This is a genomic window from Mesorhizobium dulcispinae (assembly GCF_033977345.1).
Classification (GTDB): domain Bacteria; phylum Pseudomonadota; class Alphaproteobacteria; order Rhizobiales; family Rhizobiaceae; genus Mesorhizobium; species Mesorhizobium dulcispinae.
Genome location: NZ_JAVIIY010000008.1, coordinates 170,436 through 190,452, shown reverse-complemented (window position 1 = coordinate 190,452; position 20,017 = coordinate 170,436). Strand labels below are relative to the sequence as shown.

The 20,017-nt window shown below is 62.9% G+C and carries 15 protein-coding genes and 1 pseudogene; 5 read left to right on the top strand and 11 right to left on the bottom strand.

Annotated elements, in window-relative coordinates; translation table 11 throughout:
* Window positions 1–31: 31 nt before the first annotated feature.
* Genes RFN30_RS18910 through RFN30_RS18895 form a run of 4 tightly spaced genes read right to left on the bottom strand, consistent with a single transcriptional unit; the run spans window position 32 to window position 5,553 of the window.
* Window positions 32–736: a response regulator transcription factor gene (locus RFN30_RS18910; RefSeq protein ID WP_320263597.1), complete on the bottom strand. Its 705-nt coding sequence runs from the start codon at window positions 734–736 to the stop codon at window positions 32–34.
* On the bottom strand, window positions 726–1,115 hold the full coding sequence (locus tag RFN30_RS18905; protein WP_320263596.1) for a response regulator: 390 nt from the start codon (window positions 1,113–1,115) through the stop codon (window positions 726–728). Before RFN30_RS18905 ends, RFN30_RS18910 begins: the two co-directional genes overlap by 11 nt.
* Window positions 1,116–1,117: 2 nt before the next feature.
* Window positions 1,118–1,759, bottom strand: a complete 642-nt coding sequence (locus RFN30_RS18900) for a response regulator transcription factor (protein ID WP_320263595.1) — start codon at window positions 1,757–1,759, stop codon at window positions 1,118–1,120.
* Window positions 1,756–5,553, bottom strand: coding sequence for a PAS domain-containing protein (locus RFN30_RS18895; protein WP_320263594.1), 3,798 nt, complete (start codon window positions 5,551–5,553; stop codon window positions 1,756–1,758). Before RFN30_RS18895 ends, RFN30_RS18900 begins: the two co-directional genes overlap by 4 nt.
* A 419-nt stretch (window positions 5,554–5,972) precedes the next feature.
* Between RFN30_RS18895 and RFN30_RS18890 the strand changes: the two genes are divergently transcribed.
* Entirely contained in the window at window positions 5,973–6,890 is a 918-nt protein-coding gene (locus tag RFN30_RS18890; RefSeq protein WP_320263593.1) for an MBL fold metallo-hydrolase, read from the top strand.
* A 463-nt stretch (window positions 6,891–7,353) separates the two neighbouring features.
* Here RFN30_RS18890 and RFN30_RS18885 read toward each other — a convergent pair.
* The 6 genes and pseudogenes from RFN30_RS18885 to RFN30_RS18860 all read right to left on the bottom strand — a co-directional run bounded on the left by RFN30_RS18885 (window position 7,354) and on the right by RFN30_RS18860 (window position 13,706).
* A pseudogene (locus RFN30_RS18885) lies at window positions 7,354–8,429 on the bottom strand (site-2 protease family protein).
* Window positions 8,430–8,992: 563 nt separating this feature from the next.
* On the bottom strand, window positions 8,993–9,892 hold the full coding sequence (locus tag RFN30_RS18880; RefSeq protein WP_320263592.1) for a phosphorylase family protein: 900 nt from the start codon (window positions 9,890–9,892) through the stop codon (window positions 8,993–8,995).
* Between the two features lie 19 nt (window positions 9,893–9,911).
* The gene (locus RFN30_RS18875; RefSeq protein WP_320263591.1) at window positions 9,912–10,703 is read right to left on the bottom strand and encodes an ABC transporter permease; all 792 of its coding nucleotides are present in this window, start codon (window positions 10,701–10,703) and stop codon (window positions 9,912–9,914) included.
* Window positions 10,704–10,706: 3 nt separating this feature from the next.
* Window positions 10,707–11,597: an ABC transporter permease gene (locus RFN30_RS18870; RefSeq protein WP_320263590.1), complete on the bottom strand. Its 891-nt coding sequence runs from the start codon at window positions 11,595–11,597 to the stop codon at window positions 10,707–10,709.
* Window positions 11,594–12,634 (bottom strand): ABC transporter ATP-binding protein, encoded by a 1,041-nt coding sequence (locus tag RFN30_RS18865; protein WP_320263589.1) that lies wholly within the window; start codon window positions 12,632–12,634, stop codon window positions 11,594–11,596. Before RFN30_RS18865 ends, RFN30_RS18870 begins: the two co-directional genes overlap by 4 nt.
* A 28-nt stretch (window positions 12,635–12,662) precedes the next feature.
* Entirely contained in the window at window positions 12,663–13,706 is a 1,044-nt protein-coding gene (locus tag RFN30_RS18860; protein ID WP_320263588.1) for an ABC transporter substrate-binding protein, read from the bottom strand.
* Between the two features lie 270 nt (window positions 13,707–13,976).
* On the opposite strand from RFN30_RS18860, the gene RFN30_RS18855 reads away from it, so the two are divergent.
* On the top strand, window positions 13,977–15,002 hold the full coding sequence (locus RFN30_RS18855) for a substrate-binding domain-containing protein (protein ID WP_320263587.1): 1,026 nt from the start codon (window positions 13,977–13,979) through the stop codon (window positions 15,000–15,002).
* A 13-nt stretch (window positions 15,003–15,015) separates the two neighbouring features.
* Window positions 15,016–15,276, top strand: a complete 261-nt coding sequence (locus RFN30_RS18850; RefSeq protein WP_320263586.1) for a hypothetical protein — start codon at window positions 15,016–15,018, stop codon at window positions 15,274–15,276.
* A gap of 432 nt (window positions 15,277–15,708) precedes the next feature.
* On the opposite strand, the gene RFN30_RS18845 is transcribed toward RFN30_RS18850, so the two are convergent.
* On the bottom strand, window positions 15,709–16,827 hold the full coding sequence (locus tag RFN30_RS18845) for an NAD(P)/FAD-dependent oxidoreductase (RefSeq protein ID WP_320263585.1): 1,119 nt from the start codon (window positions 16,825–16,827) through the stop codon (window positions 15,709–15,711).
* Between the two features lie 115 nt (window positions 16,828–16,942).
* On the opposite strand from RFN30_RS18845, the gene RFN30_RS18840 reads away from it, so the two are divergent.
* Window positions 16,943–17,848 carry a LysR family transcriptional regulator gene (locus RFN30_RS18840; RefSeq protein ID WP_320263584.1) on the top strand — a complete coding sequence of 302 codons (906 nt, stop codon included), beginning with the start codon at window positions 16,943–16,945 and terminating at the stop codon, window positions 17,846–17,848.
* Window positions 17,849–17,938: 90 nt separating this feature from the next.
* Entirely contained in the window at window positions 17,939–20,017 is a 2,079-nt protein-coding gene (locus tag RFN30_RS18835; protein WP_320263583.1) for a hydantoinase/oxoprolinase family protein, read from the top strand.

Sequence of the window (20,017 nt, the reverse complement as noted above, 5' to 3'; positions counted from 1 at the left end):
CCCGTTCTCTTCTTAAACGGCTTGCGTCTGTTCAAGCCAAAGTCTTGCCCGCGCTGGCCTCGCGCATCGGTGCCGGCAGTGTTTCCCACGCCCGGATCAGCTCGCGGATCGAAGCCGCCCCCATCTTGCGCATCACATTGCCGCGATGGAGCTTGACGGTGATCTCGCTTATGCCGAGCTCGAACGCGATCTGCTTATTCAGCCGCCCATGCGCGACTTCGCGCAGGACCTGACGTTCGCGTGGGGTAAGCGTCTCTAGGTGTTCGACATTGCGCCTTACGACCGCGGCTTCCGCCCGGCGCGTGGCATCCATAGCAACGGCCGCAATCACGGCATCAAGCAGCGTTTGGTCCCGCACTGGCTTGGTGAGAAAGTCCACAGCGCCGGCCTTCATCGCCTGGACGGTCATAGGAATGTCGCCGTGCCCGGTCAGAAAGATGATGGGCTTGAAGTTCCCGTTTCGAGCCAGGTCATGCTGAAGATCGAGGCCACTTGCTCCAGGCATCCGCACATCGAGGATCAAGCAGCCTGGACTGTCCAATATGTCGGCTTCAAGTAATTCCCGGGTCGAGGCAAAGCTGGCCGCCTGGAACCCCGCCGAGAGGATCAACTCCGACAGCGCCTCGCGAACAGACGCATCGTCATCGACAATAATGATGACCGGCTGCTCCGCGTCACCCTTCCGCTGCGGCGACAACGGCGCCGATCTGCGCTGGAGCGGTTGCTCAACTCTCATGATTACCTTCCATTTCCCCGTAGCGTAAGGCATTGGCAACGGCCGCAAGCAGGGCCTGACCATTGAAAGGCTTGCGGAAAAACCCGCTGATGCCCTTGGCGCGGACTTGATCTGCTATCTCGTGACGGCCGGTGATCAGGAACACCGGCAACTCGGGACGCGCCTTCTTCACCAAGTCGCGGAGTTCAAAGCCGTCCATGCCGGGCATCCCGATATCGGTAATGAGAAGGTCCAAGCCTGACAGCCCGCAGGCGATCAACGATCCCGCCGAGGAGAAGCGGCAGGTCGTATAACCCGCGGACTCCAGCAGGTCTTCCAGCGACTCGAGCAGTCTTGGATCATCATCGACAACTGCTATGACAGGCCTATGTTTGCTCACTCTCAGCTTCCTCCCGCCCGGCGTGAGTGGGTGATGGGTATTTCCAGCCGCTCCGCTATGCGCACGAGATCGGCCAGCGAGGCCGCCGCCATCTTCTGCATCACATTCCTTCTATGAATTTGCAGCGTGACCTCGCTGATCCCCAGCTCGGCGGCTGCCTGTTTGTTGAGAAGACCGCTCACGACCAGCGGCAGCACGTCGCGTTCGCGCGGCGTCAAGTTGAGATAGCGTTGCCTCAGCACGTCGAGCTCGGCGCGCTCTGATCTTCTTTCCCGATCCTGTCCGATTGCCGCGTGGATTGCGACCATGAGATCCTCATCGCTGAAAGGCTTGGTGAGGAAGTCCACGGCGCCGTGTTTGATCGCACGGACGGATGACGGAATGTCGCCATGCCCCGTTATGAAAACAATCGGCGGGTGATCGCCCTCGGCGATCTGCTTCTGCAGATCGAGGCCGTTGATGTCCGGCAATTCTACATCGAGGATGAGACAGGCGGGGACGTCCGGCTTGTCCGACAGGACATAGTCGCCGGCCGATCCGAACGCGATGGCGCGCATGCCATGCGACTCCAGAAGCTCACCGAGCGCTTCCCGGATACGCACGTCGTCATCGACGATGAAGACCATGTGATTGTAGGTCGTCATGCTGCCGCTTTCATTTCAACGGGCATCGTGAAGACGAACGTCGTTCCGTGCGGCTCATTCTTCTCCACCCACAACCGTCCGCCGTGCGACTCGACTATCGAACGGCAGATCGCGAGCCCCATGCCCATGCCGTGCTCTTTCGTCGTGAAGAACGGCTCGAATATTCGGTCAGGAAATTCTATGCCCGGGCCATGATCGCTGATTTCGATCTGGATCGCGTCCCCTATCCGGCGCGCGCGAAGTCCAAGAACCCTGTCACCCGCAACAGAGTCCATCGCATCCATGCCATTGCGGATGAGGTTCACCAGAACCTGCTGGATCTGCACCCGATCGAGCGCGACAATAGGAAGGTCGCTTTCGATATCGATGTCCATACGAACACGCCGCCGCACCGCCTCTTCAGCGATGAGGTCGCGCGCCTCCGCGATAACGCTGCCGAGTTTTGTGTAGGCCATCGCGTCCGCAGACTGCTTGAACAACGCGCGGATGCGCCCGACGACATCCGCCGCCGAGTTGGCATCCCGGATAATGCGCTCCACCGTCTTCTGCGCCCGCTCGATATTTGGCGGTTCGGCCGTGAGCCAGCGCTGACAGGCGTACGAGTTGGCGACAACAGCCGCCAGAGGCTGGTTCACCTCATGCGCGATTGAGGCCGAAAGCTCGGCAAGACTCGCCGCCTGGCTCGCACGTGCAAGTCTCTCTTGCGCCAGACGCAGCTCTTCTTGCGCTCGAACTTCACCATCGATGTCCAGACAGACGACGTTCCACTGAACAATCGCCCCTTCGGCATTGCGCATCGGTGCCGCGCGCGTATCGACCCAGCAATATTCGCCATCGAAGCGCCGCAGACGGTGCCTCCGCGCATACGGTTCGCCGGTAGCCAACGAATGAGCATAGCTCGCTCTGACGTCCGCCAGGTCGTCAGGATGAACACCGTCATCGAGTGTGCCGGCCAGGCGGGATCTTCCCTTGCCGCCCACTGACTCCAACTCATATCCGAGGAATTCGCGGAGCTGACGGCTGCGATATATCGGCTCGCCATTCGGCGCGGCGCATTCGATCATCACCGGCAGCGTTTCAACCAGCTGCCACAGCGAACGTTCTCTCTCGCGCAGCGCCACCTGTGCGCGCATCTCGTCGTCGATGTCGATGGAAACCTGGTACCAGTGCACGATCGTTCCATCCCGATCACGCAGAGGCTCGCAACGCCCCTCTATCCAGCGATAATTGCCGTCCTTCCAACGCCGGCGATACCGCATGATGAAGGAGTCGCCAGTTTTGAGGCAGTTGGCTGACGTGCTCAGCACCTCGGGAGCATCTTCGGGATGGACCAGCTCTTGCGCCACCCTGGTGAAATCTTCGAAGCTCGCCCCGGAGATGCCGAGATCCTCCAAAGACCGCTTGTTGACGTAGGCCAGCTTGCCATCGGGCGTCCAGCTCCAGATGTGGACCGGCAAGGCATCGACAAGCTGCTGAAGCTCGCGTTCTCTTTCGCGCAATGCCTCTTGCGCTCGCATCTCGTCTTCGATGTCGATTGAAGCCATATACCATTGCACGATCGCGCCATCGGCATCCCGTAACGGTTGCGCTCGCGCTTCTATCCAGCGGTAGACGCCATCCCTCTCGCGACGACGAAACCGGTTTACGAAAGGCTGGCCGGTCGCAAAGCCATTCGATGCCCTCCGGAACATTGTCGGAAAGTCTTCAGGGTGGGCCAGGTCCCGAGCCAGGGCATCGAAGTCCTCGATGTGCGTGGGTGGCGAACCGACCTTCTCCAGATATCGTTTGCTAGTGTAGGTGATCTTACCTGAAGGAGCGAAGCTCAGGATATTCACGGGCACGGCGTCAATCATCTGTTCCAGCTGGCGTTTGCTGCTCCGCAGTGCTTCTTCGGCCCGCACCTGATCATCGATGTCGTGTGACAGGCCGTACCACTGTACGACGGATCCCTCCTCATTCCGCATCGGCTCTGCACGGCTCGACATCCAGCGATAGACGCCATCCGCGCGACGCAGGCGATAGTTCAGCGAGAAGCTCTCGCCGGTGGCCAAGGAGTGATCAAGCGCCGCTTCCAGCTTCGCCGCGTCGTCTGGATGGACGACGGCCGCTATCGCGGCTGCCAGTGCACTAACTCCCGGCCTCTCGTATTCCCCTATGTCGAGGCCGAGAAACTCAACCATGCGCTTACTGAAGAAGACCGGCTCGCCCGACGCAGACAGGCGCCAGAGGAAGCTCGGCACCATATCGACAAGTTGCGAGAGCTCGCGTTCGCGGAGACGCAGCGCTTCCTGGGCGCGCATCTCATCGTCGATATCGATGGAAATTGCATACCATTGTACGATCGCGCCGCTATGATCACGAAGCGGCTCCCAGCGACCATCCACCCAGCGGTAGGCGCCGTCCGCTCGACGCATGCGATACTTCATCGAGTGGGGCTCGCCGGTAGCCAAGGAATGATGGAGCCTTTTCAAAAGGCGGGCAGCATCTTCCGGATGGACGAGAGACTGGATGGCTGCCGCCATCCGGCTCATTCCCAGCCTGTCCAATTGCGCCACGTCGTTCAGTCCGAAGAAGTCGAGCAAGCGTTTATTGAAGAAGATCGGCTCACCTTCGGGTGTCAGACGCCTGATCTGGACCGGGACCATGTCGACGAGCTGAGAAAGTTCCCGCTCCCGGCCACGCAGCGCCGCCACGGTCTTTTTGTAGACGTCATTGTCGAGTGCAATGCCATACCATCCCACGATACGACCGCGGCTGTCGTGTGCTGGCCGCGCGGCTGCTCGAGCCCAGACATAGATGCCGCTTGCGCGCCGAAAGCGAAACTCGACATTGAAGTGATCGCCTGTCTCTAGGCAGTGGCGCCATGTGGCTGCGATCTGCTCATAGTCGTCCGGATGAAGCAGACGCTTCCAGGCGGTATGCCCCTCGTCCAAAGACGCGTTCAGTTCTTCCAACGTCACCCCAAGAGAATTCTGTGCAAACGGGTGCAGGTAAATCCATCTGCCGGCCGCGTCGAATGCCCATCCGTTCCCGAATATGCTCTCGACAACCTTCGCCGATCGAATTGGTTCAGCCTCGCTTTCTACCGATGGGTCCAACCCTGCCGAGGCGAGTGCCTCCCTATCCGTCACCAGATCGTCGATGTCGACACTCACACTGTAGCCTGGTTCTGACCGCGTCTCGTTCCAGCGATAACTACCGTCGGCCTGGAGTTGCCGGTGCCTCGTCACCTGAGGAACACCCGTCCAGAAGGCGCGGGCGGCAGCGTGAGCTGCGGCAGTCCGGTCATCCGGATGGACAAGGCTCAGCGAATGCGAAGCATCGGAAACGGCTTTGCTTTCGAGCGCGTCACTGATGACGTCAGCGAATTGTTCCTTGGCCGCGGACGGGACATCACCGTCAATCAGCGCACCATACCATGCAACCATGCGACCTGTGCTGTCGCGCAGCGGCTGCCCCGAGCTCCTGCTCCATCCGTAAGCACCGCTAGCGCGCAATATGCGATGCTCCATATTGTAATGGTCACCTGTTTGCAGGCAGCGACGCCACATTGTGACGGCGGCGTCGTAATCGTCTGGATGGATTAGCCGCTTCCAGCCGACCGCGCCCTCTTCCGAAGGCGAATTGAGTTCCTCTAGCGTTGTGCCGAGAAGCGTCAGCGCGCTGGGCGTCATGTAGATGAACTTGCCCGAGGCGTCTGTCGCCCACGCGTTGCCGACCACGCCTTCGACGATCCGAGCCGCTCGCAATGCTTCGGGGCCGATTCCGCCAATGGACTTAAACGCTGTCGTCATTGTCTTCTCCTCCCGGACAAAAGAAAGCCGGAGACCGTCAGCGCCTTGTGTAGCACTCATCCTTGGATCTAGGTGGCGATTTGGCTTGCCAGCTTAACGGGCTATGCCCTCGGCCGCACCTCATGGAAATCCATGAGCTGTGGCCGACCCTGCGTTGCGGATAAGGCTGTTAGACCTCCCAAGTGAAGGTTCAAGCAGTCAGGGTGAAGGGACGCTGACAGCAAATAGCGACCTTGTCTTAGCGGGTCGCTACTCGCCGGCAAAAAATGCCGTTCAGGACACGTCGGTCCTCTATTTCGATATCCCGCAACCTATCCCGTGGTGTGGCTCGCCCTCTCCCTCGACACAATCGACCGCAAACACGCCTCGATGTACGTCGTCGATGCCGCGTGTAAGGCGGCGGTCAGCAGGAGACAAACATGATGCTAGACAAAACCTCACACCCCCACAGAACGGGGCCCGAAGAGTTGGTTCCGTCTCGCTATGCGGTGCGAGTCGGCGAGATCGAAGTGCTGGTGGTCAGCGATGGGGTGCTACCGCTTCCAACCAACATGTTGGGATACAACGCCGACCCGGCCGTGCATGCGGCCTGGCTGAACGATATGTTCCTGCCGCCGGACGCTTTCGACTGGGCGCTGAACGCGGTCGTGGTGCGCAGCGGCGGGCAGACCATACTCATCGATGCTGGGCTAGGATTGGACCCGGAGTTGAACTTGCCGCGGGCCGGGCAGTTAATCAAGCGACTGGAGGCCGCCGGCATCGATCTTGGATCCGTGACCGACGTGGTGCTTACCCACATGCACATGGACCATGTTGGCGGGCTGCTCGTCGATGGGGTGAAAGAGCGGCTGCGTCCGGACCTGCGGATCCACGTGGCGACCGCCGAGGTTAAGTTCTGGGAGTCGCCCGATTTCTCCCGCGTCTCAATGCCGCCCGGGTTCCCGGACGCACTTCGGGCAACCGCCAAGCGGTTCAGGAAAGAGTATGAGAGCAAGCTGCACCTGTTCGATGAGGAATACGAAGTGGCGCCGGGCGTAGTCGTCTCTCGAACGGGCGGCCACACTCCCGGGCATAGCATAGTGCGCGTCGCGTCCGGCAAGGACCGACTGATGTTTGCTGGCGACGCCGTGTTCGCGGTCGGATTCGAACACCCCGACTGGTACAACGGCTTCGAGCACGACCCCGAGGAGGCGGCTCGCGTTCGGGCGCGACTTTTGCGGGAGCTGGCGGAGACCGGAGAGCTGCTGGTGGCCACTCATATGCCGTTCCCCTCCGTGGGCCATGTGGCGGTGGACGGCGATGTCTTTCGTTGGGTGCCGGTGTTCTGGGATTACTGACCGCTTGTTGGGTCAGGGCCTAAACTAGGGCGCGTGGCGTTAATGAGTTCGCGCCCTGGTTTTTCCTGCAACCTCGGGCATTCGCATCACCTAACTGGAGATCATGGTGCGCCATCGCTACATGCATTCCGGTCCGCAGAGGGGCGTTCCGCTCCTGGTGAAGCCGCACTAAGGCCACGCCAACGATCGCCCGGCGACGCGCGCCGGCTGGCAAGAATGGATAGCCGCCGGGGTAACGTCCGGCCTGCGGATCAGTGACTCTGGACGAAGGGAGCTCGCGAGCTCCCGAACCGGCGTGGCCAGCGCAAGTGCATCTCGCGCGCCAGAACGGTTCACCGTTTCACGGAAACGGCGAACCGCTCTATCTTCTTGTTTCGACGCAATTCCGGACGGAAAACCGCTCGCACTTTTTCTGGAATTGCTCTAGCCATCTATCCATCGGCTGCGGCCCGACCGAGATCCGTCAGCTTGCGACGGCGTTGCGCAGCAGCATGAGCTCGCCGATGTTTTCGATGGTGACGTAGCCGACCAACCGACCCTCGGCATCCACCACGCCGACGGCAGGTGCCGCTCCATTCTTCAGGGGCTCGAGCGCCTTGACGAGCTTCTCGTGGTCGCGAACCACCGGGATATTTGCGGCCATTGCCTCGATCACAGGAGCCTGACCGCCGCGCTGCTGCAGGCCGGCGACGAGCCCTTCACGGCTCAGCACGCCGCGCAGCCTGCCGGAACCGTCGACGACTGGGAACTCGTGCTGCGTCGTGCGCAACAGAGCCTGTGCCGCCTCGTCGAGGCTCGCGGTCGCCGGCATGCTTTCGAACCGGCTGATCATGACGTCGCGGACGTTGACGGCACGCGCCGCTGCCTCAAGCCCCATCGCCTGCGTTTCCGCAGTGGCGGCGAGGTAGACGAAGATTGCAACGAATATGAGCAGCACGTTGCCGGCGACGAGACCGATGAAGCCGAAGGCGAAGGCGGCGAACTGGCCGACGGTCCCTGCAATCGCCGTCGCGCGCACGCGCGCGTGGCGAGCAAGGCGCGCAGCACGCGCCCGCCATCCATCGGAAAAGCCGGAATGAGGTTGAACAGAACCAGCCAGATGTTGACGGCGGCAAGGCGAGCCACGAACGCGACGCGTGGGTTATCCATTGATGTCAGCGCGTCGACACCGACGGTGGTCCCGAGCGCGACGACGAGGAAAGAGGCAATGACGACATTGACCAGCGGACCGGCGAGCGCCACGACGATCTCTTCCGACGGCTTCTCGGGCAGGCGCTCCAGCTCCGCGACGCCGCCTATCGGCAAGAGCGTGATCTTTGGCGTTCGGATGCCGTAGCGACTGGCGGCAGCGACATGGCCGAGCTCATGCAACACCACGCAGGCGAACACGGCGCCGATGAAGCCGACGCCCTCGATCGCAGCCGACGTTCCACCCTCCTGGAAATAGGCGATACCGATCCAGACGAGCAGCAGCAGGAAGGTCAGGTGGATGCGGATCTCGGTGCCGCCGACACGGAGGATCGGGTAGGACCACTGCATGATGTGACTCCGTCGGGATCGGCAAGCAGGCCGCGATCGCCGAGCATGCCCCCGTTCGCCGTGTTCGTCACGGGTTCATCGACCCTTTTGTGGGATGAAGAGAAACCGCGTACAGGAAAAACTAGTCCTCCTCCTGCTTCTTGGGTTCGCCAGACCATACGAGAGAATACGAGGTAAATGGGCTGGCGAACCACCCACTAAAGTATTGATTTCCTGTAGAAAACGACGACCCTCCGGGCCCACCATAATCGTTATTCGCCAATGAGTTACAAAGCAGTTCGCCAAAGTTGATTCAAGAAGCTGATGCAGCCACTCGCAAACGGCATTTATCTTCTGCGGAACGGCAGCTAAGCGCCTGATACTGGCCGGTGCAATCAGGGTTGCCATCGCCGGGAAGCTGACTCGCCGGACGTCGCGATTGCCCCCAGGGCATCCAGCCCCGACGTGGGCAAGTCGAGAATTGTGAGCGGTCACCTTCCAACCCCGGGTGAGCGCAGCCCGGGCCATCTTCCTCGCTGCTAAGTCCGACCACATTGTAATGAACGAGCCGCCGACATTCCAATCTAGAACCGCGCGTAGCGCTCCGGCGGCTGCGGCGTGAGGAGGGCGTGGCAGGCGCAGGGTTCGCCGACTGGAAGTGCGGCCGCGGTCTCCAGGGCGATCGCCGATGTGACTTGCGAAAGCCGCTCGAGCACGCCGGCCTCCAGGAGCGTGCCGCGGTCCCGGCTGAGGTAGTCGTTCACCGTCGCGGTCACAAACGCGCAAGGGGTGAAGCAGGCGCCGATCTCACGTGACAGGGTCGCCTCGGGCGCGATCGAATGGTTGATTATATCGGCGCCCAGCGTGCGGAACATGATGGCCTCGGCCGGCGTGGTCAGGCGCGGACCGTAGACATGGCTGGCGACCAGCCCTTGTTCGACGCCGTGGATGCGCCCCTCCGCCGGCCAGAGCCGGCCGGCCTTCTCGGCCAGGATGGCGGCGCAGGTGCCGCAGACGATCTGCTTGCCGCTGGCGTCGAATCTTTGGCGTCCCGGCAGCAGGGAATAGGGCGTTTGGGTCGGTTCGATGATGTCGGCCGCGATGACCAGATCGCCGTTGCGGATCGCCCGGTTGACCGAGCCCGCCGTCGAGCAGGCGATCACCCGCTTGACCCCTGCCTCGCGCAGCACCCAGAAGGCGCGGCGGTGGCAGGCATGATCGACTTCGTCCCGCGGATTGCCGTGAGAATACATGCAGAGCGCCCGACGCGGCCGCCTGTCGCTGGTGATTGAGCCGTCGAACGCGAGCAGCTTCCAATTTTCCGTGCGTCCATAGGGCGTATCGAAGGCTATATCCCGGGCGAGCACCTCGACGCCGGCCACCGGCACGTCCTCGGGAAAGGCAAGCCCCCAGCTCGCCGAGCCGGTGATGAGGGCCAGCTCGACCGATGGGATAGGCTCTGGGGCAGAGCTGTGAATTGTCATCAGAATGTTCCTGTCGGGTCTAGGGCTTCTGGCGCGCGGCGAAGACGAGGACGACCGCGATGACGAACCCGGTCCATAGCGTCGAGATCGCGGCAATGGTCGGGTCGATCTGGTCGCGCAGCGAAATGAACATCAGCTTCGGCAGCGTGGTGTTGGCGCCTCCCGAAACGAAGATCGAAATGACGGCTTCATCGAGCGAACTCAGGAACGCCATCAGCGCCGCCGAAACCAGCGAAATAGTCATCTGCGGCAGCATGATGCCGACAAGCCCGCCGCCCCAGCCAGCACCCAGGCTGCGCGCGGCCTGGAGCTGCACCCAGTCGAACCTGCGCACGGAGGGATAGAGCACGATGACCGCAACCGGTATGGCCAAGACGACATGCCCCAGGAGGACGCCGCCGAGCGTCCCGAGCAGCCGAAGCTTCGCCAGGACGAAGAACAGGCCGATCGCCAGCAGGATGCCGGGAACGACGGAGGGCATCACCGCGAAGGTGTAGATTCCGCGGGCGAGCCTCCCGCCCAGCCGGTCCATCGCGACACAGGCCAGGAATGCCACGGGCACCGACACAACGGCCGTCAGCCCGGCGAGGATCAGGCTCGTGCGCAATGCGGCCATCCAATCGGCCGAACCGAAGAAGCTCGAATACCAGCGCAACGAAAAGCTGCGCGGTGGAAATTCCAGCATGTCAGAGGCGGAGAACGAGATCGGCACCACGATCAACGTTGGCAGGATGAGGAATGCCAGCACCAGCACGCCGAACGACCAGAGCAAAACACGGGCAAGTCTGCTTTCGGGATACGCGTCTAGCATGGTTCAATCCGCAGTCGGCTTCGACTTGACCAGGCTGATAGCGCCCAGCGCGGTTGCGCCGAGGATCGCGACGATGATCAGCAGCAAGATGCCGAGCGCCGCCGCGCCACCCCAGTCCTGGAGGGTCGAGAGCGTGCGGTCGATCCGGATCGCGATCGGGTTGACGCGGCCGCCGCCGAGGATCGCCGGCGTGATGAAGAATCCCAGTGTGTAGACGAAGACGATGACAGAGCCGGAAACGATGCCGCCGAAGGCTAGCGGCAGGATCACCGAGCGGAAGCAGTGCCAGAGACTTGCGCCCATGCTGGCAGCAGCGCGGATCACGTTGCCGTCGATGTCGCGCATCGCCGCATAGGTCGGCAGCACGAAAATCGGCAGCATGTAGTGCACCATGCCGATCAAGGTGCCGGTGAAGTTGTAGACCAGTGGCACCGGCTCGGACACGAAGCCGCTGCCGACCAGGAGATCGTTGATCAATCCGTCGCGCCGCAACAGCACGAGCCAGCCGTAAGTGCGCACCAGGATCGACGTCCAGAGCGGCAGGAGGACGAGCACCATCAGCCGGCTGGCGGTCTTCGGCGATGTGCTCGCCAGCAGAAAGGCAAGCGGGATGCCGAGCAGAAGGCAGCACAGCAGGGTCCCCCCGGATAGTTCCAGGGTGACCAGCAAGGACCCCCAGGTGAGCCCGTTCGTCAGCAGCGCCGCATAGTTCTCAAGAGAGAAACCACCCCGGACCGTGGTCAGGGATTGCTGCAGGATCCAAAACAACGGCAGGATTGCGCCGATCCCGACGACGACCAGCGACGGCAGAGCGAGCGACAGAAAGAACCTTCGCTCCGTGGCGGCGTCGCGCAGCCGACCGGTGGCATTAATTGTTGCGGTCGTCGCGGTCATGGTTGGGAGCCGCCGTCGATGCTGTGGATATGCCGGGCCGCGGCATAGGCGGTCAGCTGTTGGCCGGCCTGGATGCCGGTCCCGTCGAGCGACTGTCCGGAGGGAATGCTGAGCAGCAGGTCCCGGTCGCCGCCGACATCGAGGCGCAGGTGCCAGGTCTCGCCTCGGAAGGCATGGGCGGCGACCCGGCCTTTGATCGCGACGCCATCATCCCCCGCCGCTTCGCGTTCCAAAGCGAGGTTCTCGGCACGGATGACCAGGGTGCCCTTAAGAGTCGGAAGGGATCCGAACGGCTCCAGGAGCGCTGCCGGAACGATGTTCGATTCACCCATGAAGTCGGCGACGAACCGCGATATTGGGCGTTGATAAATCGGCTGCGGCGCGTCGAGCTGTTCGATCCTGCCGGCATTCATCACCGCGATGCGGTCGGACATGGTCAGGGCTTCGCGCTGGTCGTGCGTCACGTAGACCGTGGTGATTCCCAGATCCTGCTGGAGCTTCCGGATCTCGAATTGCATCTGCTCGCGCAGGTTCTTGTCGAGCGCCGAGAGCGGCTCGTCCATCAGCAGCACCCGCGGCTCGAACACCACAGCTCTGGCCAGCGCGACACGCTGGCGCTGGCCGCCGGAAAGTGCCGCGATATCCCGTGCCTCGTAGCCCTCCAGCTGCGCACGGGCCAGGGCGGCTCGCGCCCGTTCGCGGGCCTCCGCGCGCGGCAGCCGGCGCACGAGCAAGGGATATTCGACGTTTCCCAGAACGCTCATATGCGGGAAGAGCGCGTAGCTCTGGAAAACGACGCCGATGTCTCGCTTGTTCACCGCAAGCCGCGTGACATCGACATCGCCGATCCGGATCGCTCCGGCCTCGGGCCTGACAAATCCCGCGATCGCCATCAACAGGGTCGTCTTGCCCGAGCCGGAGGGACCGAGAAGCGTCAGAAACTCCCCTGGTCGGACGTCGAGGCTCACATCGTCCAGGGCAACGTGACTGCCATAGACCTTGCGCACCCGTTCGAGCGCTATGCGCGGCGAAGCCATGGGCAAGCCCCCTTTGGGCAGCAACCGCCTACTGGTTCATCATGGCGTCGAAGGCGGCCTGCGCCTCGTCGCCGTGTTTTGCCCACCAGGTTGCATTCGAATAAACCACGCCCACAGCATTGTCCGGGGCGGTGGCGAGCAGTGCCATCTTGTCGGCCGGAACCTTGCCGCCGATGTAGGCGGCCGGGTTCATCGGGCCGTAGGTGATGTAGTCGGTGAGCTTGGCCTCGCGCTCCGGCGACGTCATGGCGGCGATCAGTTTCATCGCGTCTTCCTTGTGTGGCGCGCCTTTCGGCACGGCCAGGCAATCCGTGCCGATGATCGAGCTGTGGAACGTGTAGGCGACCGCTCCGCCGTCATCCTTGGCGCTCTGGGCACGGCCGTTCCAGGTTTCGACCAGGTCGGCCTCGCCGTCCTTCAGGATCTGCGCGGACTGCGCGCCCGAGGTCCACCAGACCGCGACATTGGGTTTCAGCTCGGCCAGGCGGTCGATGGCGCGCTTGATGCCGCCGGGCTCGCTCAAGGCATCGTAGACCTTGCCGGGTTCGACACCTTGGGAGAGCAGCGCCGCCTCGAGCAGGTCCTGCGCATTGGCCCGCAGCGCACGGCGGCCGGGGAACTTCTTCACGTCCCAGAACTCCGCCCAGTCCTTAGGCCCGTTCTGGCCGTAGGTCTTGGTGTTCCACGCCATTACGGTTCCATAGGAGGAGAATGGATAGCAGAATTTCGAGGCAGCTCCGGCGGGTAGCGCCTTCTGATCGACCGCTGTCTCGTCGAGCGGCTCCAGCAGGTTGAGATCGGCGGCCTGCGCACCCTCGCCGGAGGCAAGATGAATGATGTCCGTCGTGACGTTCCCGGAGGAGACCTGCAGGCGGAGCGCCGCCATGCCGTCGCTCTGGGTCTCGCCGCGCACGTCGAGCCCGATCGCCTTGCCCGCCGGCGCCCACATCGCTTCCTTCATGCCGGTGCCGTAGTCGCCGCCGGCGGTGGTGATCGTCACGCTCTGTGCCAAGGCTGGAGCAGCGGCCGAGAGCGCCAATATCAGCGAAGAGATATGCAAAAGCTTGGTCATGTCAGTCCTCCCTGTTATCGTTAGGCGGCGCGACCGTGTAATCCGGCCTTACGCAACCAAAATCGTAACGTTACGATCAAATTCGTAACGTTACGATTGGCCAAGCATCTCGATGCTGTCAAGTCAGATTCGTACGTATACGAACGATATTTCAGCAAGGCTGGCGCGGCAGGGCGGCGGTGCCGGAGGGTGGCCCAACCGGCGTTGGCTTCACTTTCCGCCGATATTTGGCCATCTTGCCGCCTGAACGCATTGCAACCGGACCAGACCATGGCGCAGCCAGCCAGACCGAACCTCCGACAGATCGCCGCCAGCCTCGGCCTATCCGTGACCACCGTGTCGCGCGCCCTGAAGGAGGGGCCGGAAGTCCACCCGCGGACCCGGGCACGGGTGCAGAAGGCGGCGGCGAAGGCAGGCTATACGCCGAACATCCACGGTCTGGCGCTCCGGACCGGACGCACCCGCATGATCGCGGCGATCCTACCGCTGGAAACACGGGCCTATGTGGCCGACCTTGCCAAGGTCCCACTCATCGAGGGGATGACGCTTGCGGCATCGGAGAACGGCTATGCGCTCTCGATCTTTTCCACCGGACCGGAGGAGGACCAACTGTGGTCACTACAGCGCTTGGTGCAGTCGGGGATCAGCGACGGGATCATCATCACGCGCATGATGGCGAAAGATCCGCGGATCGCCTTCCTCAAGGAGCGAAGCATCCCCTTCGTCGCATTCGGGCGCTCGGCGACGAAGCCGGACTACGCCTATATCGACGTCGACAACGAAGCCATGGTACGGGAAGCCACGACCAAGCTGGTTGCTGAAAAACATCGCCGGATCGCGCTGCACCTCCTGACTCGCGATGACGAGAGCTGCGAACAGCGGTTGCGCGGCTACCGGCAAGCCCTTGCCAAGGCCAAGCTTCCCTTCGATCCGGCGCTGGTCGGGCACGAGGAGTTCACCATGGCGGCGAGCGAGAGTTTCTTCGAATCCGTGCTCGGCCTGCCGAAACCGGCGACCGCCCTGATGTGCTCGAGCGAGTTGGGACTGCTGGGCGCGATCAGCGCCCTGCGCAAGCGGGGGCTGGCGCCGGGACGCGATGTCGGGCTTTTCGTCCGAGACAACACGCATCTCAGCAAGTATCTGGCCGTGCCCTTGCTCGCGCATTTCGTCGATCTTGCCGAAGCCGGACGGTTGGCGGTGGACGCACTGCTGCGCCAGATCGAGGATCCGGGATCGCCCCTGACACAAATCGTCATGTCGGGACATTTTGAGCGGTACCGCGGATCTGACGTCTAAGGCTTGGCGGCTCTTGGCGCATTGGACAGCTTCTGGCTTCGGGGCTCCAGAAAACGACTGGGGGTTTTCGGCCCAGGCCAGCTATTCCACCGCGTCGTCGATGATCATGGACGCTCTACACGCTAAGGCCGATACGCTTTCGATCTCTGAAATCAGCGACGAGATAATACGGAACGATGCGGAATGCATTCTGATTTTGGCCCAGGAAAAATCCAACAAACTCAGGGGTCTTAATACGTCCTCCGGGCTCACCATTATCGTTATTTATCAATGATTTAGCGCCTATTTCTTTCTTCGGTTAGCCAGGTTCGCGTGGCGAACCTCCGCGCATCGTTTTGATTTTGTTGAGCTATGGTGGGCTACTGAGGCCAATCAGACGATCGCGGCGAGCGGCGCTAGATACTATTAGCGCGTTGCGCCTGTTTGGGAAGCGAACGTGCGCGGCAAACTGGCGACCCACGTTACGCTTGAAATGTTTGCTGCAGAAGGAAAACGGAGGGTCGGATGGTCCGTTTGGTCATAGGCGGCTTGGCGAGTGGCTGCTTTGGATCCAAAAACAATGTTCCTAATTCTAATGCTGGGCGTCGCCGACAGGTGGACGTTAGCCGTCCGAAACGAGTCGCCCGATAGCGGTCATTCGAACAGATGCAACCTTCCTGCTTCCGCGTCAAAGGAAGCATGGCGCCCAGTGATCGACTTCGCTTCGTCAGGCTCCGCGATTGAAGCGACCTATGCCAAAATCTTCGAGCGGAGTTTCGCAACGGCCGGTAGTTATGAGCTCAGCCATGGCGTCGCCGACGCCCGGACCGAGTTGGAAGCCGTGCCCGCTGAAGCCGAAGGCATGGAACAAGCCCGGCGTCGTTGCCGAGCGTCCCATGACCGGCAGCATGTCGCGCATATAACCCTCGCAGCCTGACCAGGTGCGGATGATCGCGACCTGCGCGATTGCCGGCAGCAGCCGGGCCACGGCACGCAATTGCGCAGGCAGGCACGCAGGATCGGCCTTGGCATAGCCGGGATCGAGGTCCACTCGCACTCTTTCGGCGGCACCGCCGAATACGATGTTGCCACGCTCGACCTGGCGCAGATAGGCGCCATACTCCTTGTCGCGCGTCCAGATGCCGACCACCGGCAGGATTCGGTGCGGCAGCGGCTCGGTCACGCCCATCTGCGGGCCGCGGGCATCGAGCGGAACCTGTTCGCCGAACAGCGCGGCGATGCGCGCGCCCCAAGCGCCGGCGGCGTTGAGCAGGCATTCGGCGGCGAAAGCACCTTTCGAACAGGTGACAAGGAAACCGGAATCGGTGTGCTTGATCTTCTCGACCTCAGCTTCCTCGATGATTTCCGCACCCAGCTTGCGGGCAGACTCGGCAAAGGCAGGCGCAATCAGTCGTGGATTACCGCTGCCATCATGCGGCGAGAAAGATGCGGCGATCGCTTCGGGACCGAGACCGGGAAACCGTACACGGATCTCGCGCGGGCAGAGCTCTTCCAGCTCGAGCCCCCAGGGTCGCGCCGCCTCGGCATAGGCCCGCATGTCGGCAAGGCCGCCCTCATCGAAGATCAGACGGATATGACCGGTGGCGCGGAATTCCACGTCGCGGCCAAGCATCTTCTGGGCCTCGCTCCAAAGCCTGAGCGAGCGGTGGGCCAGCGGAAGCTGGGACAGATGGCGCCCGGTGCGCCGGATGTTGCCGAAGGAGGCGACGGTCGCGCCGGCGCCGATCCGGTTGCGCTCGATCAGCGTCACGCGAGCGCCGCGCCTGGCAAGGAAATAGGCCGAAGCCGTCCCCATCAGTCCGCCACCCAGCACGATCACATCCATAGTCTTCCTTAGCCCTGAGCGGCTGATCCTTGGATGCGCCCATCTTGTTCGCGCCGCGGCATTGCGTCAAAGATGGGTTTCGACAAAAACCATAAGCTTGGCCTATGGAGTTGCAATGCGAGCCCGGCAGCTTGAAGTCTTTGTTGCCGTCATGCGCGCCGGCACCGTGACCGCCGCGGCGCGAATGCTGAACATCTCCCAGCCTGCGCTCAGCCAGATCCTGCTCCACACCGAGGACGAGCTCGGCTTTACGCTGTTCGAACGGGTGAAGGGCAGGCTTCGCCCGACGCCGGAAGCGCTCGAGATCTTCGCCGATGCCGAGCGGCTGTCGGCGGGGCTCGACGGCCTCCGCCGCAAGACCACCGACTTGCGCCTCGGCCGGACCGGACTGGTGCGGGTGGCGGCCTCGCCGCCGCCGGCCATGGCGATATTGCCGCGAGCGTTCACCGCATTCCGGGCGCAGCATCCCGATATATTGCTGCGCTCCCACAGTGCGCCGATCGCCGCGATCGTCGACATGCTGCGTGCGGGCGATGCCAGCCTGGGCGTCGCCATGGACGACCGCCTGCCGCCCGACATCGAGGCGGAAGTGATCGGCAGCGTCGGCTTCGCGTGCTTGCTTCCCGCAGAGCACGCGTTGCGAAGGAAGACTGAGCTGACGCTCGCCGACCTCGTCGGGCTGGAGTTGATATCCTATCGCGGAAACACCCGCCCTGCCGACGAACTGGCCCATGCGGCTCGCGCCCAGGGTGTCACGCTTTCACCGTCGCTCGAGATCGACGTGTCCATTTCCGCGGTCGGCTTCGTCCAGGCCGGCATGGGTATCGGATTGGTCGATGCGCTGCTGCCGTGGCACCAATTTGCCGGGCTCGCCGTCAGGCGGCTCGCGAACGGCCCGGAATTCCCGATCGCTCTGCTGACATCGCGAACTCGGGCCCTTTCATTGGCCGACGAGATGATGCGCGACCAAATCCGTGCGGCCTGTGCCGCCGTCTTGAGCGAATATCGCGTCAGGGCATAAGCAAGGCTTATATCCTTGCCCATCATACGTCTTGGACGCTGACCATCGGCTCATGCCAGCTTTGGGATGGCAGACACGAAGGGACGCATCATGGACGGAGCCATCGCGGCGGACGAGGCGCGGGACGAGGCCAACTGGAAGGTCGGTGTCGATATCGGCGGGACATTCATCGATTTCTGCGCGCTGGAAGCAAACTCCGGACGCGTCGCATCGCTGAAGGTGCTGACGACGCCGGAGGATCCGGGCGCCGAGCTGATGACAGGTCTTGCCCTCCTAGCCGAACGCGAAGGCTTTGACGCTACACATATGACGCGCTTCGTGCACGGCACGACCGTCGGCATCAACACGATCATCCAGCGCAAAGGCGCGCCGCTCGCGCTGTTCACCAATGCCGGCTTCGAGGATGTCATCGAACTGGCGCGGCTTCGCATGCCGGACATGTATTCGCTGTTCTGCGCTCGGCCGGACCCGCTGATTTCTCGCGACATGGTGTTCGGCATTCCGGCCCGCATGCGCGCCGACGGCAGCGAATCCCAAGCGCCGAACATGGCGGCGGTAGAAAGCGCCGTCGCGGCGGCGAAGGCCAACGGAGCGCAAGGGATCATCGTCTCCTTCCTCCATGCCTGGCGCAACGCCGCGCAGGAAGCCTCGGTGAAGGCGGCCATCGCGAGCCTTGCGCCCGAACTCTTCGTCTTCTCGTCGGCCGAGGTGTGGCCGGTCATCCGTGAGTACGAGCGCAGCTCGACCGCCATCCTCAATGGCTATGTCCATCCGCGCGTCTCGGGCTATCTGACGGCGCTGGAAGAACGGCTGAAGAGCCGCGGCGTGCCGGCCCGCCCGATGCTGACGAAGTCGAATGGCGGACTGATGAACGCCGCCGAAGGCAAGCGCGCCTGCGTGAACATGCTGCTATCAGGAACGGCCTCCGGCGTCATCGGCGCTTCGTGGCTGGCGCGCCAAGCCGGTGAGGACAAGATCCTTACCCTCGACATCGGCGGAACCTCGGCCGACTTCGCGCTGATCATCGGCGGCGAGGCGCAGTTCGGCACCGGCGAGCTGATCGGCGAATTTCCGCTCCATATCCCATCGGTGTCGGTAAGCTCGATCGGCGTCGGCGGCGGCTCGATCGCCAGCGTCGACGCGCAAGGCGTGCTGCGGGTCGGGCCGGAATCGGCCGGCTCGACGCCGGGACCGGCCTGCTATGGCCGCGGCGGCGAGCGGGCTACGGTGACCGACGCCATGGTGGTGTGCGGATGGCTCGGCCACAGCGAGATGGCCTATGGCCAGCTCCGGATCGACACCCAACTGGCGCATCGCGCGGTGGGTGATCTTGCCGCCCGGCTCAGCCGCACGGTCGAGCAGACTGCGCAGGCGATCCTCGACATTGCGGTGTCGGAAATGTTCGTCGAGGTCGAGAAGCTCGCCTCGCGCGCTGGTGTGGACCTGCGCGATTTCACGCTGATGCCGTTCGGCGGTGGCGGCCCGATGCTCGGCGCCTTCCTTGCTCGCGAACTCGGCATGAAACGTGTCATGGCGCCGCGCCGCCCGGGCGTGGTCTCGGCGCTCGGCGGGCTGGTGGCCGATTTGCGTGGCGACTTCATCCGCACGATCTTCAGCCCTCTGTCGGCCGCGTCGCTCTCCGCCATCCGCGAGGCCTTCGATGCGCTTGCGCAAGAGGGTCGCGACTGGCTCGCGGCGCAGGGGCACAAGGCGGCCGCAGAACTCTGTCTCTTCTGCGACATGCGTTATGTCGGTCAGAGCTATGAGATCGAGGTCGTCCTTTCGCCGGAATGGCTTGCCGAAGGTGACATGACCGCGATCAAGCAGGCCTTCCACCGAACTCATGAGCAGCTCTACGATTTCCATGATCCGGCCGGGGCGATTGAACTGGTCAATGTCCGGTTGTCGGCCATCGGCGCGGGTCCGCCGCTCTCCTTCCCGGAGATCGATGAGGTCGATGCGCCGGCCAGTCCGGCGCGCCGGCTCCCGGTCTATACGGGCCTGAGCGTCGAGATTGTCGACCTCCACGACCGGCAGACGCTGGTGCCGGGCAGTGTGTTCCAGGGGCCTGCTGTGGTGGTGCAGGAAGACACCACGTTCGCCATCCCCGCCGGAGCGCGGGCGCGCGTCGACCGCCACCTCAACCTCCTTCTGACCTTTGCGGAGTGA

Bases quoted from the DNA above. Each gene is read 5' to 3' on its own strand.
- RFN30_RS18910 (WP_320263597.1), bottom strand. From the start codon at position 736: ATGAGAGTTGAGCAACCGCTCCAGCGCAGATCGGCGCCGTTGTCGCCG.
- RFN30_RS18900 (WP_320263595.1), bottom strand. From the start codon at position 1,759: ATGACGACCTACAATCACATGGTCTTCATCGTCGATGACGACGTGCGT.
- RFN30_RS18895 (WP_320263594.1), bottom strand. From the start codon at position 5,553: ATGACGACAGCGTTTAAGTCCATTGGCGGAATCGGCCCCGAAGCATTG.
- RFN30_RS18890 (WP_320263593.1), top strand. From the start codon at position 5,973: ATGATGCTAGACAAAACCTCACACCCCCACAGAACGGGGCCCGAAGAG.
- RFN30_RS18880 (WP_320263592.1), bottom strand. From the start codon at position 9,892: ATGACAATTCACAGCTCTGCCCCAGAGCCTATCCCATCGGTCGAGCTG.
- RFN30_RS18875 (WP_320263591.1), bottom strand. From the start codon at position 10,703: ATGCTAGACGCGTATCCCGAAAGCAGACTTGCCCGTGTTTTGCTCTGG.
- RFN30_RS18870 (WP_320263590.1), bottom strand. From the start codon at position 11,597: ATGACCGCGACGACCGCAACAATTAATGCCACCGGTCGGCTGCGCGAC.
- RFN30_RS18865 (WP_320263589.1), bottom strand. From the start codon at position 12,634: ATGGCTTCGCCGCGCATAGCGCTCGAACGGGTGCGCAAGGTCTATGGC.
- RFN30_RS18860 (WP_320263588.1), bottom strand. From the start codon at position 13,706: ATGACCAAGCTTTTGCATATCTCTTCGCTGATATTGGCGCTCTCGGCC.
- RFN30_RS18855 (WP_320263587.1), top strand. From the start codon at position 13,977: ATGGCGCAGCCAGCCAGACCGAACCTCCGACAGATCGCCGCCAGCCTC.
- RFN30_RS18845 (WP_320263585.1), bottom strand. From the start codon at position 16,827: ATGGATGTGATCGTGCTGGGTGGCGGACTGATGGGGACGGCTTCGGCC.
- RFN30_RS18840 (WP_320263584.1), top strand. From the start codon at position 16,943: ATGCGAGCCCGGCAGCTTGAAGTCTTTGTTGCCGTCATGCGCGCCGGC.
- RFN30_RS18835 (WP_320263583.1), top strand. From the start codon at position 17,939: ATGGACGGAGCCATCGCGGCGGACGAGGCGCGGGACGAGGCCAACTGG.